The sequence below is a fragment of the Enterobacter cloacae complex sp. Mu1197 genome (genome assembly GCF_040059225.1).
In the GTDB taxonomy this organism is placed as follows: domain Bacteria; phylum Pseudomonadota; class Gammaproteobacteria; order Enterobacterales; family Enterobacteriaceae; genus Enterobacter; species Enterobacter quasiroggenkampii.
The window spans coordinates 2,959,440-2,977,756 of sequence record NZ_CP157375.1 but is presented as its reverse complement, the minus strand read 5'-3'; the positions used below and the strand labels follow the sequence as shown (position 1 = coordinate 2,977,756).

General features: G+C 54.8%; 17 protein-coding genes. 10 read left to right on the top strand and 7 right to left on the bottom strand.

Annotated features, from left to right (window positions below):
• Positions 1–570: 570 nt before the first annotated feature.
• Both ABFV38_RS14085 and ABFV38_RS14080 read left to right on the top strand, forming a co-directional pair.
• Entirely contained in the window at positions 571–3,351 is a 2,781-nt protein-coding gene (locus tag ABFV38_RS14085; RefSeq protein WP_348957436.1) for a flavocytochrome c, read from the top strand.
• Positions 3,352–3,445: 94 nt separating this feature from the next.
• A complete protein-coding gene (locus tag ABFV38_RS14080) occupies positions 3,446–4,408 on the top strand; it encodes an FAD:protein FMN transferase (RefSeq protein WP_196365055.1) in 963 nt (320 codons plus the stop codon).
• Here ABFV38_RS14080 and dcuR read toward each other — a convergent pair.
• Together dcuR and ABFV38_RS14070 are read right to left on the bottom strand one after the other, a co-directional pair.
• Positions 4,389–5,108, bottom strand: coding sequence for a two-component system response regulator DcuR (gene dcuR / locus ABFV38_RS14075; protein ID WP_069718955.1), 720 nt, complete (start codon positions 5,106–5,108; stop codon positions 4,389–4,391). The genes ABFV38_RS14080 and dcuR overlap by 20 nt on opposite strands.
• A complete protein-coding gene (locus ABFV38_RS14070) occupies positions 5,105–6,721 on the bottom strand; it encodes a sensor histidine kinase (RefSeq protein WP_348957435.1) in 1,617 nt (538 codons plus the stop codon). The genes dcuR and ABFV38_RS14070 overlap by 4 nt, the downstream gene beginning before the upstream one ends.
• Before the next feature lie 165 nt (positions 6,722–6,886).
• On the opposite strand from ABFV38_RS14070, the gene ABFV38_RS14065 reads away from it, so the two are divergent.
• Positions 6,887–7,750: an N-acetylmuramic acid 6-phosphate etherase gene (locus ABFV38_RS14065; RefSeq protein WP_262801477.1), complete on the top strand. Its 864-nt coding sequence runs from the start codon at positions 6,887–6,889 to the stop codon at positions 7,748–7,750.
• Positions 7,751–7,807: 57 nt separating this feature from the next.
• Here ABFV38_RS14065 and ompC read toward each other — a convergent pair whose 3' ends face one another.
• Complete coding sequence (ompC, locus tag ABFV38_RS14060; protein WP_045908152.1) at positions 7,808–8,971, bottom strand: porin OmpC; 1,164 nt, start codon at positions 8,969–8,971, stop codon at positions 7,808–7,810.
• 284 nt (positions 8,972–9,255) lie between these two features.
• On the opposite strand from ompC, the gene ABFV38_RS14055 reads away from it, so the two are divergent.
• The 3 genes from ABFV38_RS14055 (at position 9,256) to ABFV38_RS14045 (ending at position 11,906) form a co-directional block, all read left to right on the top strand.
• Positions 9,256–9,957: a phosphohydrolase gene (locus ABFV38_RS14055; RefSeq protein ID WP_348957434.1), complete on the top strand. Its 702-nt coding sequence runs from the start codon at positions 9,256–9,258 to the stop codon at positions 9,955–9,957.
• 61 nt (positions 9,958–10,018) lie between these two features.
• Positions 10,019–11,434 carry a DNA cytosine methyltransferase gene (locus ABFV38_RS14050; protein WP_045908154.1) on the top strand — a complete coding sequence of 472 codons (1,416 nt, stop codon included), beginning with the start codon at positions 10,019–10,021 and terminating at the stop codon, positions 11,432–11,434.
• Positions 11,415–11,906, top strand: coding sequence for a very short patch repair endonuclease (locus tag ABFV38_RS14045; protein ID WP_235403911.1), 492 nt, complete (start codon positions 11,415–11,417; stop codon positions 11,904–11,906). Before ABFV38_RS14050 ends, ABFV38_RS14045 begins: the two co-directional genes overlap by 20 nt.
• Here the strand turns inward: ABFV38_RS14045 and yedA are convergent.
• Positions 11,878–12,792 carry a drug/metabolite exporter YedA gene (yedA, locus tag ABFV38_RS14040; RefSeq protein WP_235403913.1) on the bottom strand — a complete coding sequence of 305 codons (915 nt, stop codon included), beginning with the start codon at positions 12,790–12,792 and terminating at the stop codon, positions 11,878–11,880. The two genes, ABFV38_RS14045 and yedA, sit on opposite strands and share 29 nt — an antisense overlap.
• Positions 12,793–12,970: 178 nt before the next feature.
• On the opposite strand from yedA, the gene ABFV38_RS14035 reads away from it, so the two are divergent.
• The 3 genes from ABFV38_RS14035 to dgcQ all read left to right on the top strand — a co-directional run bounded on the left by ABFV38_RS14035 (position 12,971) and on the right by dgcQ (position 15,917).
• The gene (locus ABFV38_RS14035) at positions 12,971–13,882 is read left to right on the top strand and encodes a DUF808 domain-containing protein (protein WP_008500306.1); all 912 of its coding nucleotides are present in this window, start codon (positions 12,971–12,973) and stop codon (positions 13,880–13,882) included.
• A gap of 78 nt (positions 13,883–13,960) precedes the next feature.
• A complete protein-coding gene (locus ABFV38_RS14030) occupies positions 13,961–14,143 on the top strand; it encodes a DUF2158 domain-containing protein (protein ID WP_023618677.1) in 183 nt (60 codons plus the stop codon).
• A 73-nt stretch (positions 14,144–14,216) separates the two neighbouring features.
• Complete coding sequence (gene dgcQ, locus ABFV38_RS14025; protein ID WP_348957433.1) at positions 14,217–15,917, top strand: cellulose biosynthesis regulator diguanylate cyclase DgcQ; 1,701 nt, start codon at positions 14,217–14,219, stop codon at positions 15,915–15,917.
• Here dgcQ and ABFV38_RS14020 read toward each other — a convergent pair.
• Both ABFV38_RS14020 and yodD read right to left on the bottom strand, forming a co-directional pair.
• A complete protein-coding gene (locus tag ABFV38_RS14020) occupies positions 15,902–16,702 on the bottom strand; it encodes a mannosyl-3-phosphoglycerate phosphatase-related protein (protein WP_262808454.1) in 801 nt (266 codons plus the stop codon). The two genes, dgcQ and ABFV38_RS14020, sit on opposite strands and share 16 nt — an antisense overlap.
• Before the next feature lie 301 nt (positions 16,703–17,003).
• Complete coding sequence (yodD, locus tag ABFV38_RS14015) at positions 17,004–17,231, bottom strand: YodD family peroxide/acid resistance protein (RefSeq protein ID WP_013097742.1); 228 nt, start codon at positions 17,229–17,231, stop codon at positions 17,004–17,006.
• A gap of 129 nt (positions 17,232–17,360) precedes the next feature.
• On the opposite strand from yodD, the gene dsrB reads away from it, so the two are divergent.
• Entirely contained in the window at positions 17,361–17,549 is a 189-nt protein-coding gene (dsrB, locus tag ABFV38_RS14010) for a protein DsrB (RefSeq protein WP_008500312.1), read from the top strand.
• A gap of 102 nt (positions 17,550–17,651) precedes the next feature.
• Here the strand turns inward: dsrB and rcsA are convergent, their stop codons facing one another.
• Positions 17,652–18,275 carry a transcriptional regulator RcsA gene (rcsA, locus tag ABFV38_RS14005; protein ID WP_008500313.1) on the bottom strand — a complete coding sequence of 208 codons (624 nt, stop codon included), beginning with the start codon at positions 18,273–18,275 and terminating at the stop codon, positions 17,652–17,654.
• Between the last annotated feature and the right edge of the window lie 42 nt (positions 18,276–18,317).

Sequence of the window (18,317 nt, the reverse complement as noted above, 5' to 3'; positions counted from 1 at the left end):
GAAAAAACAAAATCACTTTCTTAAGTTTCTTTGCTTTTTTTAGTTATTAAAGGTGCGGTTTTGTATTTTCAGTAATAGCAATTTAACGCTTTTATGGTGGCGCTAAATTAAAAAATGATGATGTTTTTATATTGCGCTTTTGGATGCCATAACTATTGATCGCGATCAAAAAAACAGAATTGCAGCGTTATTTTTATGCTTTTATTAATAACCACTCAGGCGTATGTGGGTATTATCTGTTTTATTGGTTTGTTTTATCATTTTCGTAACATCTATTTTTTATTTGTTTTGTATCTTCTTGTTTTTAATGGTTTTGCAAGTGTTATGGAAATTGGTTTTACCAATTTTTATTTAACGAATTTTAAATTATTGTGAATGACTGAATTACATTCGCTAACACCAATGTGTTATTTGTGTTATTGCAGGGATTAAATAGTTTTTTAACTAACGTAATAACTTTAGAAACTAAAAAAATCATTATATTAATATCATGACATCGGCAAATAACGACGAACTAAAAACTAATCCGATAACGAATTCTTAATTTTTTAAAAGTTTGGAGTTTCTAATATGAGCACTAACGAACGTATTCTTAGCCCCTTCACATTACCGAATGGCACTGAACTGAAAAACCGTTTGTTAATGGCCCCTATGACCACCTGCACCGGCTATTACGACGGCACCGTTACCAGTGAACTGGTGGAGTACTATCGTGCCCGTTCCGGCAGTATCGGCACCATCATTGTGGAGTGCTGTTTCGTCGACGATCTCGGTCTGGCCTTCCCGGGCGCGATCGGGATTGATAATGATGAGAAAATTGCCGGGCTGGCGAAAATCGCGGAGGCGATTAAATCCAAAGGCTCTAAGGCTCTGCTGCAGATCTACCACGGCGGCCGCATGGTTGACCCGAAACTGATCGGTGGCCGTACGCCGGTTGGCCCAAGCGCCGTTGCCGCGCCGCGTGAGGGCGCAGCAACGCCAGTGGCACTGACTGGCGAAGAAGTCGAAGGCATGATCGGCAAGTTTGGTGAAGCGGTGCGCCGCGCCATCCAGGCCGGCTTCGACGGCGTGGAAATCCACGGGGCAAACACCTATCTGATTCAGCAATTCTATTCGCCAAACTCTAACCAGCGTGACGACGAGTGGGGCGGCAGCCGCGATAATCGCGCGAAGTTCCCGCTGGCGGTTCTGGATATCACCCACAAAATGGTGCGCCAGTACGCGGACGACGCTTTTATTATTGGCTACCGCTTCTCCCCTGAAGAGCTGGAAGTGCCGGGCATCCGCTTTGAAGACACCATGTACCTGCTGGAAAAACTGGCGGCGCGCGGCGTGGATTACCTGCACTTCTCCGTCGGCGCGACCCTGCGTCCTTCCATTGTCGACACCCAGGACCCAACGCCGCTTATCGAAAAATACTGCGCGATGCGTTCTGAAACGCTGGCGCAGGTTCCGGTCATGGGCGTGGGTGGCGTGGTGAATGCCGCCGATGCCAATGAAGCGCTGGAACACGGTTACGACCTGATTGCCGTGGGCCGTGCCACCATCGTCTATCCGGACTGGACCGACCGCATCGCGGCCGGGGAAACGCTGGAGCTGTTTATGGACAGCACCCAGCGCGAGGCGCTGAACATTCCTGAACCGCTGTGGCGCTTCTCGCTGGTGGAAGCGATGATCCGCGACATGAGCATGGGCGAATCAAAATTCAAACCGGGCATGTTCACCGAGAAGGTGCAGGACGACGCGAACGAACTGGTGATTAACGTCAGCCTGGAGACTGACCGCATTGCGGACATCGAGCTGGCGTCTGGCCCGAGCGAAGACGTTGAGTTCGTCACCAGCTTTGAAGAGATCCGCACCCGTATTCTGGATGCCAATACCCCGCACGTGGATGCCATCACCGGTGCAACCAGCCAGAGTGAAGCGGTGAAGAAAGCGGTCTCTAAAGCGATGCTGAAATCCAGCAAAGCACTGGCAGCGGAAGAGGGCGTTGACCCGAACGAAACCCGCAGCGTGGACGTGGTGGTTGTCGGCAGCGGCGGCGCCGGTCTGGCGGCGGCGATTCAGGCTCACGACGAAGGCGCGAGCGTGCTGATTGTTGAGAAAATGCCAACCATCGGCGGGAACACCATTAAAGCCTCTGCCGGGATGAACGCCGCCGAAACCCGCTTCCAGCGCGTGAAGGGCATTCAGGACAGCAAAGAGCTGTTCTACCAGGAAAGCCTGAAAGGTGGCGGCAACAAGAACAACCCTGAACTGCTGCGCCGCTTCGTCGAGAACGCGCCGCAGGCAATTGAGTGGCTGGCAACCCGCGGCATCATGCTGAACGACATCACCACCACCGGCGGGATGAGCATCGACCGTACTCACCGTCCAAAAGACGGTTCTGCGGTGGGCGGTTACCTGATTAGCGGCCTGGTGCGTAACGTCAACAAACGCAACATCGAGGTGATGCTGGATACTTCCGTCAGCGACATCCTCTTCGAAAACGGTGAAGTCACCGGCGTGCGCCTGACCACCGAAGAGAATGAAACCATCACCGTGGCAGCGAAAAGCGTGATTGTGGCAACCGGCGGCTTCAGCGCTAACAGCCAGATGGTCGTGAAATACCGTCCGGATCTGGAAGGTTTCGTCACCACCAACCATAAAGGGGCGACCGGTGGCGGTATCGCGCTGTTGGAGCGCATCGGGGCTGGCACTGTCGATATGGGCGAGATTCAAATTCACCCAACCGTAGAGCAGAAAACCTCGTACCTGATTTCTGAATCCATCCGCGGGGGCGGGGCGATTCTGGTCAATCAGAAAGGGGAACGCTTCTACAACGAAATGTCGACCCGCGATAAAGTCTCGGCGTCAATCATCGCCCTGCCGGAGAAATACGCTTACATCGTCTTTGACGAGCACGTACGCGCCAAAAACAAAGCCGCGGATGAGTACATTGCCAAAGGCTTCGTGACCAGCGCCAGCTCGCCGAAAGCCCTGGCGGAAGCGCTCGGCATGGATTACCACGCTTTCCTGGCGACCCTGGAACGTTACAACGGTTTCGTTGAAAAACAGCATGATGACGACTTTGGTCGTACCACCGCGCTGCGTGCGCCCATCAATGAAGGGCCATTCTACGCCATTCAGATTGCGCCGGGCGTGCACCACACCATGGGCGGCGTGACCATCAACACCGAAACCTGCGTGCTGGATAGCAACCACAACGTGCTGCCAGGCGCGTTTGCCGCCGGTGAAGTGGTCGGCGGGATCCACGGTGCTAACCGTATCGGCGGTAACGCGGTGGCAGATATCATTATTTTTGGTACCCTTGCAGGACATCAGGCGGCTCTGCGTTCGAAAAAGAGGTAAGGCTCCTGCTTCCCAGGCCGGATACGCGCAGCGTTATCCGGCATTTTCCCCGGCGGCGCGGTTCCAGCCGGGGCTACAGCTGAGGACCCCTGCCATGCCTGATAGCCATCGCGTTTACAGTTACTCCGCCGTCCTGATGGGATCACCCATCCTCCTGAAGCTCTTCTCCCATGACGAAGCCCTCGCGTCCCGCGTGTTTCGCCTGATCAAACAGTATGAAGACCTGCTCACCGTCAACCGCGCGCACTCGCAGGTGATGGATATCAACCATGCCGCTGGCCAGCATCCGGTCACCGTCAGTCGGCCAGTGTTTGATCTGATCCGCTGTGCAAAAGCGGCAAGCCTGTTCAAGGACAGCGCCTTTAATCTGGCGATCGGTCCGCTGGTGAAGCGCTGGAAGATTGGTTTTCAGGGGGACAGCGTTCCGCCTGCCGATGAAATCACGTCGCTGTTGGCAATTACCCGCCCAGAGGATGTTCTCCTTGATGAGGCCAGCAGCAGCGTGTTTCTGACCCGGGCGGGGATGGAGATCGATCTGGGGGCGATTGCCAAAGGCTATATCGCCGACAGGGTGCGGGATTACCTGCGTAAAGAGGGCGCTGAGCTGGGGCTGATTAACCTTGGCGGAAACATTCAGACCTTAGGCTCCCCGGAAGGGGGCTGGAGCGTTGGGCTGAAAAAACCGTTCGCCGGGGATGCGCTGATCGGCACGATGGTCGTCGAGAACCTCTCCGTCGTGACGTCGGGAACGTACGAGCGCTACTTTGAGCACAACGGCAAACGCTATCACCACATTCTCGATCCGCGTACCGGGTATCCGCTGGACAACGAACTGGACAGCGTGACCATCATTTCAAAAGATTCCATCGATGGCGATATCTGGACCACGCTGATGTATGGCATGGGCGTGGAGAAGGGCTGCGCCGCGCTGCGTGCGCGTCCCGATATAGAAGCTATCTTTGTGACCAAAACTAAAGAAGTGGTGTTCTCTTCAGCACACCACTTCCGCTTTACCCTGCTGGACGATACCTACCGCGTTACTGGCAGTATTGCTTGAGCAGGCCCGTCTGCTCCGGCTGGAGACGGTAGCGATACACCGGACGCCCGGTGGCGCCGTAGTGAATGCTGGTGAACAGAATATTGATTTGCGCCAGCCAGATCAGATATTTGCGGCAGGACACGCGGGAAATATTGACCGCGTTTGCCAGGTCATCGGTAGAAAACTCCGTCTCCGGGTGTGCGTCAATCCACTGGCAAATCGTGCGCAGCGTTTGCGGCGTTAACCCTTTCGGCAGCTTTTTGCTGTCTGCCAGTTCCGGTGCTCCGCCGTGGATCAGACGGTCGACGTCCGCCTGCTCGTAATACTGATGCGACCCCATCAGGCTGTGCTTTGCCTTCCAGCCGTTCAGCGCCTCTTCAAAGCGCGGGAACTGGAACGGCTTTATCAGATAATCCACCACGCCATAATGGATGGAGGTCTGGATCGTGGCGGCGTCGGCGGCCGAGGTGATCATGATCACATCGATTTGGCGGCCGGATGCGCGAATGACGGGCAGCAGATCCAGCCCGTTATCCTGCTGCATATAGACATCCAGCAGCACCAGATCGACAGGATGGCTGGGGTCATTAATGATGGCCTCGGCCTGGTTTAGCGTGGAGGCGACGCCACAGCAGGTAAAGCCTTCAACACGGTTGACGTACAGACGGTTGAGGTCGGCCACCATGGCGTCATCATCGACAATTAACACATTTATCACGCGATATTCCTCTCGCTATCCCAGGGGATGTGAACAAAAAATTGGGTAAATACGCCGGGCTCAGACTCGACGCTGATATCGCCGCCAAGGTTCTGAATCTGCTGGCGAGCAAGGAACAGCCCAACGCCGCGGTTGTCGCCTTTTGTTGAGAAGCCCTTTGTAAAAATAGACTCCAGCTGAGTGGGATCAATGCCGGGGCCATCGTCGCTGACTTCACAGCTGAGCCAGCCATTCTGATAATGCAGCAGCAGGCCAATCTCACCTTCCTGCTGTCCTTCCATCGCGTCGAGCGCGTTTTCAATGAGGTTGCCCAGCGCGGTGATCAGCACCGCGACCTGCTCTTCACTTGCGGTATCCGGTATCTGGCTTTCATCCGCCAGCGTCAGGGTGACGCCCGCTTCTTTCGCCCGGTTGATTTTACCCAGCAGGAACCCTGCTACCACCGGGGATTTTACCTTGCTCTGTATCGTACCGATATCCGTCTGGTAATGATGTGCCGTCTGCAGGATGTACTCTTCCAGCTTGTCGTAGCGCTTCATGTGCAGCAGGCCCAGGATCACATGCAGTTTATTCATAAACTCGTGTGTATGGGCGCGCAGGGCATCGACGTAATTCACCATGCCATCAATACGCTGCATCAGCTGGCTGATTTCCGTTTTATCACGGAAGGTGGTGATGGCGCCGATCACCCGATCCTGGCTTTTCACCGGGACCATGTTGCACAGCAATAGCCGGCCGTTGCAGCTGATCTCCTGATCCTGGCGCGCGACGCCCGTCTTCGAGACGTCACGCAGGCTGGCCAGCAGGGGGGCGCTGGTGTTTTCGGTCTGCTTGCCGGACGGGAGAAGCAATATTTCTCTGGCGGTCTGATTAATCATCGTCACGCGCCCGTGAATATCAACGGCCAGCACCCCCTCACGAAGCGACTGTAGCATCGCCTGGCGCTGTTCGAACAGGGCGGAAATTTCATAGGGTTCGAGTCCGAACAGGATGCGTTTCAGGACCCGCACCAGACCCCAAATCGCCATCGAACTCATAAAAATGCTGAACAAAATGGTCCAGACGGCGTTTAGCCGCCCGCGGGTAATCTGCTCTTCCATCTTATTCAGGGAGATACCGACCACTACCACGCCAATCTGCTCGTGCTGGCCGTCGTAGACGGGGGTAAATACGCGCAGCGCTTCGGCGAGCGCACCCCGGTTAACCGAGACGTTCTCTTTGCCTTCCAGCGCGGGCGTTAAATCGTCGCCGATAAAATGCAGCCCCAGCAGCGCCTCGTTCGGGTGAGAATAGCGGATCCCGCGCATATCGGTGACCACGGTGAACAGCAGATCGTTTCGTTTCGTCACCGCCTGGGCGATGGGCTGAATAATATTCTCCTGCGGCGCCTGCATCAGGCCGCGCTGTATCTCGGGGCTGTCGGCGAGGGTGCGGGCAATGCCGAGCGCGGTGTCTTTGACATCATCGCGTGTGGCGCGGGTGATTTGCACCGAATAGAGCGCAAAGACCACCAGCAGCACTGAACCGATAATCGCGCATACCATCAGCGTGACCAGCGTATTGAGTTTCATGGGGCGCTTGCGCGTCGGAAGGAAAGGCTGCAAATCGCTCATCAATACTCCGCGATGATTAAGTAAGGGGGTAATTATCGCCGATGACGCGCTTTTCTTAAAGCCATGTAAAGGCGTGGATTTGGTCCTCTTTTCGTGACCCTCCTCGCAGGTCATCTATATAAAACACTTTATAGTGTGTGGGTACTCATAATAAGGAGGCTGTTTATGAGCATTCTGCTTACCGGTTCGGTCAAGGAAAGACGGCACGCCAGCACGATGAATATCGATCGATTGTCCACGCTGGACATGCTGAAAGTCATTCACCAGGATGATGCACTCATTTCTGCTGCACTCACCCCTTGCTTACCTGTGATTGCCCGCGCGGTGGATAACGCTGCCGCGACCCTGAATCACGGTGGCCGTCTGGTGATGGTCGGGGCGGGACCGTCTGGTCGGGTCGCGCAACAGGTTGCTGATGACTATGCGCCGGGCAAAACCCCTGTGGTGGCCGTCACGGCAGAAGAGGGGGAAGGGAGCTACGAGCGCGGCGTTGCCGATCTGCAGGCCATTAAGTTTGGTGAACACGATATGATGCTGGCCGTGACCGTCAGCGGAAAAACACCGTGGGTGTGGGGGGCAATGCGCCATGCATGGTCACTGGGTTCGCCGGTCGCCGTTATTACCGGTGATGCGCAAAGTGAAGCCGCGCAGCTGGCGAGTATGGTTATTGCTCCCGAACTGGGTGCCGATGTGGTGGCCGGCTATCTCAACACCAAAGCGGGGATTGCGCAGAAAATGATCCTCTCGATGATCGCTACCGGGCTGGCCGTTCGAACCGGACGCGTTTACAGCAACCTGCGGGTGGATCTCGAGGCAAGCAGTACCAAATGGGCTGAACGCCAAATCGCCATTGTGATGGAAGCGGGGGGATGCTCCCGGGCGGAGGCAAAAGCCGCGCTGGAGAGCTGTAACCATCACTGTAAAACGGCGGTATTGATGGTGCTGACAGGGCTGGATGCGTGGAAAGCCCATGAACTGCTGGCGCAGAATAACGGGTTCATCCGCGTGGCGCTGCAGGAAGCGCCATAACACAGACCGCGAAGAAATAAAAAAGGCCGCAGATGCGGCCTTTGGTATTTTTAAAGATTAGAACTGGTAGGTCATGCCGACGCCAACGATGTCGTCGGTGGAAATACCGTTGGCTTCGTAGAAGCTTTCATCGTTATCCAGCATGTTGATTTTGTAGTCAACATAGGTGGAGAAGTTCTTGTTGAAGCTGTAGGTCATGCCCAGGTCGATGTAGTTAACCAGGTCCATGTCTCCATGCTGACCCTGAGGGTTGCTGGCGTTGCCTGGATAGGTCATGTCCTTGCCCTTGGAGTAAACCCATGCCAGGGATGGACGCAGGCCGAAGTCGAACTGGTACTGTGCTACCGCTTCGAAGTTCTGAGTCTGATCCGCGATACCATAATCACCATATGGCGTCATGTTGCGGGTTTCAGCGTACATCATCGCCAGATAGACGTTGTTGGCGTCGTATTTCGCGCCAAGTGTCCACGCTTCAGCTGTTTTACCGCTCGCGTAATGCGCGTTGTATTGGCCTGCCGCTTCCTGCTCATTAGTACGATCAGAAGAAGAGTACGCCGCACCCAGGCTCAGGCCGGAGAGATCGCCTGAGAAGTCATAGGAGGTAGACATACCGAAGCCGTCACCGTTCTGGAAACGAACGCTGTTATGTCCGTTTTTGGTGCCTTCCTGATTTTCATCAGCGTTAGCACCTTCATTCGCACCCTGATACTGCAGCGCGAAATTCAGACCTTCAACCAGACCGAAGAAATCGCTATTACGGTAGGTTGCCAGACCGTTGGCACGGCCATTCATAAAGTTATCGGTCCAGGTGTAAGAATCACCGCCAAATACCGGCAGCATATCGGTCCAGGCTTCAACGTCGTACACGACGCCGTAATTACGGCCATAATCAAATGAACCGTATTCGCCATATTTCAGGCCAGCGTAGGCCAGACGGTTAAAGGATTTGTCACCCGCGCCTTCGGTATCGTTAGCGAACGTTTTATATTCCCACTGACCGTAACCGACCAGATCGCGAGTAATCTGGGTTTCGCCTTTGAAACCAACCTGTACATAGGTTTCATCGCCATCATCACCAGGGTTGTCAGAGAAGGTATGACGCGCGTCAACCTTACCGTACAGGTCAACTTTGTTGCCATTTTTGTTATACATTTCAGCCGCATTCGCTGCGCCTGCCATTAATAACGCGGGTACCAGAAATGCCAGAACTTTTCTTTTCATTATATATTCCCTTTAAAGATAATTTATATGAATATATGTAATCACCCTCCGTAATTACAGGGTCGATACTATTCTATGGCTTGTGATTTAGTTTCAAAAATAAATGTAATTAAATTCGATGAAATATTTCAAATTATTTCTATTAATCTCTTTATTTTTCTTGTGAATTATTGGGGTGGATTTATAAGGAGTAATTATTATTAAATATTTCTCAGCGCTATTTTTAAATTTATTTAATTTGGCTATGTTATAATTCACCCTCTTTTAAACAACAGGACATGATGATGGAACTTGCTCGGTGGCAGCACAGATTTGAGCGCTGGCTCAAGGAAAATCACCAGAACGACGATACTGCACATGATATTTCGCATTTTCGTCGGGTGTGGATGACGGCGCAAAAAATCATGGTTCACCACACGGCCGAGCCGCGGGTGATTCTGGCAGCCTGCTATTTTCACGATATTGTCAGCCTGCCGAAGAACCATCCTGAACGCAGCCAGTCTTCACGGCTTGCTGCTCGCAAGACGAGCGACATACTGCGCCGCGACTTCCCGGACTTTCCGCCCGAGCATATTGCCGCCGTCGCGCACGCGATTGAGGCGCACAGCTTCAGCGCCGGCATTGCGCCGCAAAGTATAGAAGCCAAAATTGTGCAGGACGCTGACCGGCTGGAAGCGTTAGGCGCTATCGGCCTGGCGCGCGTTTTTGCCGTCTCGGGCGCACTGGGCGTACCGCTATTTGACGCGGATGATCCCTTTGCCGATGCGCGTCCCCTCGACGACCGCGCGTTTGCCCTCGACCATTTTCAGACCAAGCTGCTGCGTTTGCCTGATACAATGCAAACGGACATGGGCCGCGAACTGGCACGTCACAATGCCGATTTCCTGATCCAGTTTATGGCGAAACTCAGCGCCGAATTACACGGCGACTGCCTCGGGCTGGATAGCCAGGTGCTGAGCCGCTTCCGTCGCAGTTTGCGCAACTGAACTGTGGTAATCTGTTCCCAGTCTTTACTCTCCGGTTAAAAGAATGCAGGAAAATCGATCAGTGACAGAGCCCGCGCCCGCGCAGGCTGAGAAATCAACGGCAACGGTGCAGGCCTTACTGCGCCAGCTGTTGGATATCTATGATGCTAAAACGCTGGCCAGCCTGCTGGTGGCGCACGGCGAGAGCCACTGGAGCCCGGCGATCCTTAAACGTCTGCTGACCAGCGAGCGAGCAGGGCGTCGCCTGAGTGAAGGCGAGTTTCGTTATCTGCAAAATCTGCTTCCGCGTCCTTCTGCCGCGCACCCGAACTATGCCTTCCGGTTTATCGATCTGTTTGCCGGTATCGGCGGCATTCGTCACGGTTTTGAAGCCATCGGTGGACAGTGCGTGTTTACCAGCGAGTGGAACAAGCACGCCGTGCGTACCTACAAGGCAAACTGGTACTGCGATCCGCACGAGCATCATTTCAACGCGGATATCCGCGATGTGACCCTGAGCCATAAAAGCGGCGTGAGCGATGAACAGGCCGCCGAGCACATTCGTCAGACGATCCCGGCGCATGACGTGCTGCTGGCAGGCTTCCCGTGTCAGCCTTTCTCGCTGGCCGGTGTCTCCAAAAAGAATGCCCTTGGACGCGCCCACGGTTTTGCCTGCGATACGCAGGGAACGCTGTTTTTTGACGTGGCGCGTATTATTGACGCCCGTCGTCCGGCCATTTTCGTACTGGAAAACGTCAAAAACTTAAAAAGCCACGACGGCGGGAAAACCTTCCGCATTATCATGCAAACGCTGGATGAGCTGGGTTATGACGTGGCCGATTCAGAGGACATGGGCGCGGACGATCCTAAAATTATTGATGGGAAACATTTCCTGCCCCAGCATCGCGAACGTATCGTGCTGGTGGGCTTCCGCCGCGATCTCAATCTGAAAGGCGATTTTACTCTGCGGGATATTCCTTCTCTGTATCCCGAGCGCCGCCCCACCGTGGCCGATCTGCTGGAACCCGTCGTCGACGCGAAATTTATCCTGACCCCTGTGCTGTGGAAATACCTCTACCGCTATGCCAAGAAGCACCAGGCGAAAGGCAACGGCTTCGGCTTTGGGATGGTCAACCCGAACGATCCGCACAGCGTCACCCGCACGCTGTCTGCTCGCTACTATAAAGACGGCGCGGAAATCCTGATCGACAGAGGCTGGGACAAGGCGCTGGGTGAAAAAGATTTCGACGATCCGCACAACCAGCGCCATCGCCCACGGCGCTTAACGCCGCGGGAATGCGCCCGGCTGATGGGCTTTGAGACGCCGCAGGGTTATCGCTTCCGCATTCCGGTGTCGGACACCCAGGCGTACCGCCAGTTTGGTAACTCGGTGGTGGTTCCCGCGTTCGCGGCTGTCGCAAAGCTGTTGGCCTCGCGCATCCGACAGGCGGTGGCACTTCGTCAGGGTGAGGCCGTCAATGACGGATGTTCACGATAAGGCGACGCGCAGTAAAAACATGCGTGCCATCGGCACGCGTGACACCGCCATTGAAAAGCGCCTGGCCGCGCTGCTGACGCAGGCGGGGTTTGACTTCCGCGTGCAGGATCCCACCCTGGCGGGACGCCCGGATTTCGTCATCGACGCCTGGCAGTGCATCATCTTTACCCACGGCTGTTTCTGGCACCATCACGACTGCTACCTGTTTAAAGTCCCGGCGACGCGCACCGATTTCTGGCTGGATAAGATTGGCAAGAACGTCGAGCGCGACAGGCGGGATCTGGCCACGCTGATGGCGCAGGGCTGGCGGGTGCTGATCGTCTGGGAGTGTGCGCTGAGAGGCAGATTAAAGCTGAACGATGCCGATCTGAGCGAACGGCTGGAAGAGTGGATCTGCGGCGGCGGCCAGACCGCGCAGATCGACACGCAGGGCATTCACCTGCTTACGATTTCTCCACCTCGCAAGGCGTGACCACCGGTTTTGCTGGCAGCAGATATTTGCCCAGCGTGACCAGCACGACGGCAAACACGATGATCCCAAGAGCAATCCATTCCACAGGTGAGAGCGTTTCTCCCCCCAGTCCTGTTCCGAGCAGCACGGCCACGACCGGGTTGACGTAGGCGTAGCTGGTGGCGACAGCCGGAGAGACGTTGCGGATCAGGAACATATAGGCGTTAATGGCGATGATGGAGCCAAACAGCGCCAGGTAGCCAACTGCCAGAAAGCCCGACAGCGGCGGCAGGGTCGTCAGCGTTTCTCCCGTCAGCGCGGAAGCCAGCAGCAGGACAATCCCCGCGGCAAGCATCTCAATCGCACCGGCCATCATGCCGGTCGGCAGTTCGATACGCGACCCGTAGACGGAACCAAACGCCCAGCTCATCGAGCCAATCAGGATAATCACCGCGCCCCACGGATTCCCGCTCAGGTTGCCGCCGCTGTTGAGCAGAACAATGCCGGCCAGGCCAATCCCAATCCCCAGCCATTCCAGCTTGCGGGTGCGGATGCCGAAAAGGCGGCTGAAGCAGAGGGTAAACAGCGGTACGGTGGCAACGACCACGGCGGCGATCCCGGACGGGACGTTCTGGTGCTCGGCAATCGTCACAAACCCGTTACCCACCGCCAGCAGCAGCAGGCCGATCAGGGCGGCATTCAGCATCGGGCGCAGCGGAGGAAGCTTATGCCCGCGCAGGAGCAGGAAGGCCAGCAGCAGGATGCCCGCCGAGAGGAAGCGAATGCCCGCCATCATCAGCGGCGGCCAGCTCTCCACGCCGATGCGAATGACAAAGTAGGTTGATCCCCAGATGATGTACAGCGAAAAGAGTGCCCCGATGAGCGGTAGCAATTGCCGGAAACGCATAATCCCTCACGACGAAATAAAAAGTTCGCTGATAGTAAACGCGAAAACTATCTCGCTGGCGAGCCCTTTAATTGTGTGGCAGATGTGAATTTTTTGTTGACGTAAGGTGCCTGTTTCCGGGTTGGCGCTTTTGCTCCATACTATTCACTTAATTACCAAAAAATGAAGGATTAAGATTTTGGCAGGAAGTAGCTTATTAACATTGCTGGATGATATTGCCACCTTACTGGACGACATTTCAGTGATGGGGAAACTGGCGGCGAAGAAAACCGCAGGCGTGCTGGGCGATGATTTATCGCTTAACGCCCAGCAGGTGAGTGGGGTGAGGGCAAACCGTGAACTGCCGGTGGTGTGGGGCGTGGCGAAAGGCTCCTTCCTGAACAAGGTGATTCTGGTGCCGCTGGCGCTGCTGATCAGCGCGTTTATTCCCTGGGCCATCACGCCGTTACTGATGATTGGCGGGGCATTTCTCTGCTTCGAGGGCGTGGAGAAGGTGCTGCACTCCTTTAGCGCGCGCAAGCAGAGCGATACGCCGGAGGTGCGCCAGCAGCGTCTTGAAGCGCTGGCCGCGCAGGATCCGAAAACCTTCGAGCGCGATAAGGTCAAAGGCGCCATTCGGACCGACTTTATCCTGTCTGCGGAAATCGTCGCGATTACGCTGGGCATTGTCTCTGACGCGCCGCTTCTGAATCAGGTGCTGATCCTCTCCGGCATCGCGATTCTGGTCACCGTGGGCGTGTACGGTCTGGTGGGGCTGATCGTCAAGCTGGACGATATTGGCTACTGGCTGGAGGAAAAATCGAGCGCGGTAGCAAGAGGCATCGGCAAAAGCCTGCTGGTGCTGGCCCCGTGGCTGATGAAGAGTTTGTCGGTGGTGGGCACGCTGGCGATGTTCCTCGTGGGCGGCGGAATTGTGGTTCACGGCATTGCGCCGCTGCACCATGCCATCGAACATTTCTCCTCCACGCAGGGGGCCGTTATCGCGGCGATTCTGCCTACGCTGCTGAATCTTGTGCTGGGCTTTATCATTGGCGCTATCGTCGTCGCGGCGGTGAAGCTGGTTGAGAAAATTCGCGGCACGTCGCACTAATTGTTACCCGCGGCAGGATGCAAAAAAACCATTCCTCGTCTAAATTGAAACAGTTTCACCCTGATACAGGAGGCAGGTATGGTCTTTTTGGTCAGTGATGAAGTTAAGCCTAAGAAGGGCGGCCCACGTATGATCGTCACCGGGTATTCCAGCGGAATGGTGGAATGTCGGTGGCACGATGGCTATAGCATCAAGCGGGAAGCATTCCGTGAAGATGAGCTTCAGCCGGGTGACGGGCAGCACCAGCGGGACAAGGCTTAATCACATAACGCCCGGCTTTGCCGGGCGTTTTTATCTCAGGTTTCGGGTATAGAGCAGTAATCAGGGAGTGTGTGTGCAGCGCGATACCTTTGTTGTAAGACAAACTTTTTTGCAATGGCTGCATAAGCGTAGCAATCCGGGGCGGATTGTTAATCTCTGTTTTCTGATCGTTCTGGTGTTTTCCACGCTCCTGACCTGGCGTGAGGTGGTGGTGCTGGAAGAGGCGTACATCTCCAGCCAGCGCAACCATCTGGATACGGTGGCCAGTTCGCTGGACAGGCAGTTACAGAACAGCGTCGACAGGATGCTGTTATTCCGCCAGGGCATGCATGATGCAATCGAGACGCCGCTGGCCTTTGATGTCTTACAGGATGCGGTGTCACGCTTTAATACCGTCCGCATGCTCCCCACCTGGCAGCTTGCCGTTGATAAAAAGCGCACGCTTCCCCTTAACGGGGTCTCGGATGCATTCGTGGATAAAACCACCCTTCTGAACCGGGACGCTGAGCGCATCAGTCATGAAATTTCTGCCGCGCTCGAAGTGGGGTATCTGCTCAGGCTGGCGTCATCAAGAGCACAAACAGAAGCGCGGGTGATCTACGTCTCTCGCGCCGGTTTTTTCCTTTCCACGGATACGCCGGACCGGGCGGGCGATATTACCGCCCGCTATTATCATCTGGTCACGCAGTCCTGGTTTACCCAGCAGTCAGAACGTAACAATCGCGCGCGCGCCGTGCGCTGGTTTATCTCTACCCCTTCATCCTGGACCGGGGATGAACGAACGATCACTGCCAGCGTCCCCATCTATTTCGATCACTACTGGTACGGCGTCGTGGCGATGGACTTTACCTTAGACACGATGCAGCGTCTGCTGACCGACGCGACGGAAGACCGGACGGAGGGGGAGTATCAGCTGTACGATACCCGGCTCAATATGATTGCCACCTCTGCCCACGCCGGAAGCCTGGTTAACCATTTTGACGAACGCGAAACGGCGCAGATTGCTCAGGCGATTGACCATGATACCGGCGGCGGGATCCGCCTCGGGAGCCGGTTTATCACCTGGGAGCGGCTCGATCACTTCGATGGCGTCATCCTGCGGATCCACACCTTGCATGAAGGGGTGCAGGATGATTTCGGCAGTATCAGTATCGTGCTGGCGCTGCTGTGGGCGCTCTTTACCGCCATGCTGTTGATCTCGTGGCTGGTGATCCGTCGGATGGTGAGTAACATGTATACGCTTCAGCACTCCCTCCAGTGGCAGGCCTGGCACGATCCGCTGACACGGCTCAATAATCGCGGCGCGCTGTTCGACCGCGCCAAATTGCTGGCGGAAACCTGCCGCCAGCAGGCGCTGCCGTTCTCGGTGATTCAGATCGATCTCGACCATTTTAAAAGCATTAACGACCGTTTCGGCCATCAGGCCGGTGATAAGGTGCTTTCCCATACGGCAGGCGTGATTGCCAGCGCGTTACGCAAGAATGATGTGGCCGGGCGCGTCGGTGGAGAAGAGTTTTGTGTGGTCCTTCCCGGCATTGGTCTGGAGGAGGCGAGAGGCGTCGCTGACCGCATTCGTTGCCGAATCACCAGTAAGGAGATCCTGGTGAAGAAGAGCACCACCCTGCGCATCAGCGCGTCGCTGGGCGTCAGCAGCGCGGATGAAACGGGCAACTACGATTTTGAACAGCTGCAGTCCGTGGCGGACGTCCGGCTCTATGAGGCTAAGCAGAGCGGGCGTAACCGGGTCGTGTGGCGGGATCAGGACAGGAAGTGATCCAGCCCCTCCTGCCAGCCTGACGGGCCGGTCTGTTGGGTGTGATAGACCCGCTCGGGGTTATCGTCCCGTAGCGTGATGCCCTGGCGATTAATCCCCTTGATGACCACCGCGAAGTCCATGCTGTCGAGCAGCGGCGCATCGTTAGGGCCATCGCCGAGCCCCAGTGTGGTGGGCTCGATCTCGTCCTGCTCGCGATACTGTTCAATCAGCCAGTTCACCGCCACGTCTTTACCGCAGCGGGCGTCGAGAATATGCCAGAAGCGCGCCCCCTGCAGACACTTGAGGCCGATGTGCGCCAGTTGCTCTTCAAACTGGACCAATTTCTCGTCGGTATCGCGCCAGATGAGCGTTACGGAGGCGTCATGCTTGCGGGCAAGCGTCGAACGGTAGCGCGTCAGTCCGGTCCACTCGCTGATAACGTGCTCATCCACATCGTCAAAGGTGGTGAATTTAAAGCCCGTTTGCAGACGAATCTGCTCGATTCGCGGGCGAATATCCCGGTGCGTCATTCCCCGGATCTGACGCTGGACCTTGTCCCAGCGCACGTCAGGCTGAATGACCGCGCCGTTCTCGGCAATAAACGGCAGGCCTTCCAGCCCCAGATCCTGCTGAATATCCAGCATCTCTGCCGCGGTTTTGCTGCTGCAGAGAATAATCGGAATCTGGTTATCCTGTAGCCTGTCCAGCCAGGGCATTGCGGGTTGCCAGTCGTAGGTATGAATATCCAGCAACGCGCCATCCAGGTCAGAAAAAATCAGCAAGGTATCCCGCAGTGAAGGCATAGTGACTCCCGATGACGGTTGCGCTTCGTTCTAAGAAAATTCCTAAAAAATAACCGAAGTGTTAACAGATGAAATGGGAACAATCCCTGGCAAACCCGCATTCGGCGTAAGTTATTGCTCATACCGAAAAGCATTATGTTAAAAATATTATATTCATAATAAGAATATATGCTTGTCAGACAAATTCGTTGGGGATAGTGTGGCTTGTACATCAGATTTCCTGGTGTAACGAATTTTCAAGTGCTTCTTGCATAAGCAAGTTTTGATCCCGGTCATCCCCATGACCGGGATTTTTTTCGCCCTAACGATTGGCTTCCGACACGCTAAAGTCGTGAATATCGAGCTCGAAGGCCTCCGCCAGCTCACGATAGGTGTGATAATCCCTTCCGTTAACAATGACGCGGTCCGAATTGTCGTCCGTCCTGCGGACTTCTGACTCGCTAATCTCATTGATGGCGGCCAGCAGGGCATCGACATCCACCTCGACTTCTCGCTTGATGGTGTCGCTGTACTCTTTATCGGTCTTCATTGCGGGGTTCCTCATTCAGCCGGGTCCATGGCTAAGTATAGACTGTAGATAAAAACGCCATTCACACCGGGCGGCGATGTGCGATTTTGCGTTTTGTTCTACACTGGCTCAAAACCAGAGGAGGAATGTATGAAGGTCAACGATCGGGTAACCGTTAAAACGGACGGTGGGCCGCGCCGCCCGGGTGTGGTGCTGGCAATTGAAGAGTTTAGCGAAGGGACAATGTACCTGGTATCACTGGAAGACTACCCGCTCGGCATTTGGTTTTTTAACGAACTGGGGCATCCGGACGGTATTTTTGTTGAGAAAGCAGACTAACACGGCGTCGGGTAGCATATCGCGTGCCCGACACCCTCTGCAGAAGCAAAAATCTCTGGCCAGGCCAGAGATCAAAGGTAGGGTGCACAGGGTCTTAAGCGACTAACGCATGTTGACGAAAATCCCGTTCGTCACATTATCGGTCAGGCGTACCACGTGGTAGATCACTTGCTTATTATGCGTTTTAATTTTCCGTTTAATATTTCCTTTGTGTGATGAAACGGTTTTCGCTTTAATATTCATCTGGTCGGAGATCTGAATAGTTCCTTGTCCCGCCATCCACATTCGCAGCATACTTGATTCAGTCCTGCTTAATGATAGGGTGGGTAAGTTAACCGCTCCTACATTTTTAACTTCTTTATTCAAATAATCACCCAAAATGTCATCCAGCGACTCGGGTTTAATCGATTTAGAACTGATCAATAAATTTTTACGGACCAACAAATACTCATCGAAATGGATATTCGCGATCGCCATAAAAACAATAAACAGGGTTTTTGGATGCTGATTAATGATTTGCTTAATGTGCTGACTGTTGGCTGGATCGTGAATGAAACAGTCCTCATTAATAAACACCACGCCTGGTTTTAGTTCGTCACAAGCGGCTGCGAGTTCGTCAACGGTGTGTGCATCGTTGATGTCTCTCTTTCTTACCCCTCTGCTTGCCAGGTACCCGGTTAACCCTAGCCGGGTGTAGCTGCATAAATCCATAATGATCGTTGACATGGCATACCCTCACTCAATGCGTAACGATAATTCACCATCTGC